Annotated in this window: 1 protein-coding gene and 1 pseudogene; one reads left to right on the top strand and one right to left on the bottom strand. The window is 62.3% G+C overall.

Going from position 1 to position 578, the window contains the following annotated elements; genetic code table 11:
- On the top strand, positions 1-215 hold a 215-nt coding region (locus tag EN884_RS37955; protein WP_164895516.1), incomplete at its 5' end, for an ester cyclase.
- A 60-nt stretch (positions 216-275) separates the two neighbouring features.
- Here EN884_RS37955 and EN884_RS37950 read toward each other — a convergent pair.
- Positions 276-578: pseudogene (locus EN884_RS37950) on the bottom strand (hypothetical protein); the annotation flags it as partial.

Below are 578 nucleotides of genomic sequence, written 5' to 3'. Positions count from 1 at the left end.
ACTATGTCGTCGGCCAGTGGGAGGGCGGCGGCACGCATACCGGCCCAGCCTTCGGCGACTTCCTCGTCGGTTCGCTGCCGGCCGCCACCGGCCGCACCATGCGCTTCACCGGCACCACGGTGCTGAAGGTGGTTGACGGCAGGATCGTCGAGGAAATCGGCCTCGATGACGGCGTCACCGCCCTCACCCAGCTCGGTCTGATCAAGACCGCCTGAGGCGATCAGGCAAAACGATCGTTCGGGCCAGGCGGCGTCAATGCCGCCTGGCCTCATTGCTTATTGGCTCGGCGCCATTGCGTGCTCGCATGACACTTTCGGATTCATGTCGGCGAACGTGCCTGTCGGGTTCCCTTTCCAGGCCCAGACATGCAGCTCGTAGAATTCACCCAGGCCATAGCGGTTGGGGGCGCTGTTGAAATTGAACAGCTGGCCGTCCAACGATGCCGGTCCTTTCGAAGTGATGTACTCGACCGCCACCAGCTTCAGCGTGCCATCGGCCATCGGCTCGTACATCACAGCCTCGGGACGGGCGATGTCGATCTTGTCGTCCTTTAGATACTGGCCGGTGACATAGTGGAT

Origin of the sequence: Mesorhizobium sp. M7A.F.Ca.AU.001.01.1.1, from assembly GCF_004022735.1 — a bacterium.
Lineage (GTDB): Bacteria > Pseudomonadota > Alphaproteobacteria > Rhizobiales > Rhizobiaceae > Mesorhizobium > Mesorhizobium ciceri.
This window is presented reverse-complemented; position numbering and strand designations above follow the sequence as displayed.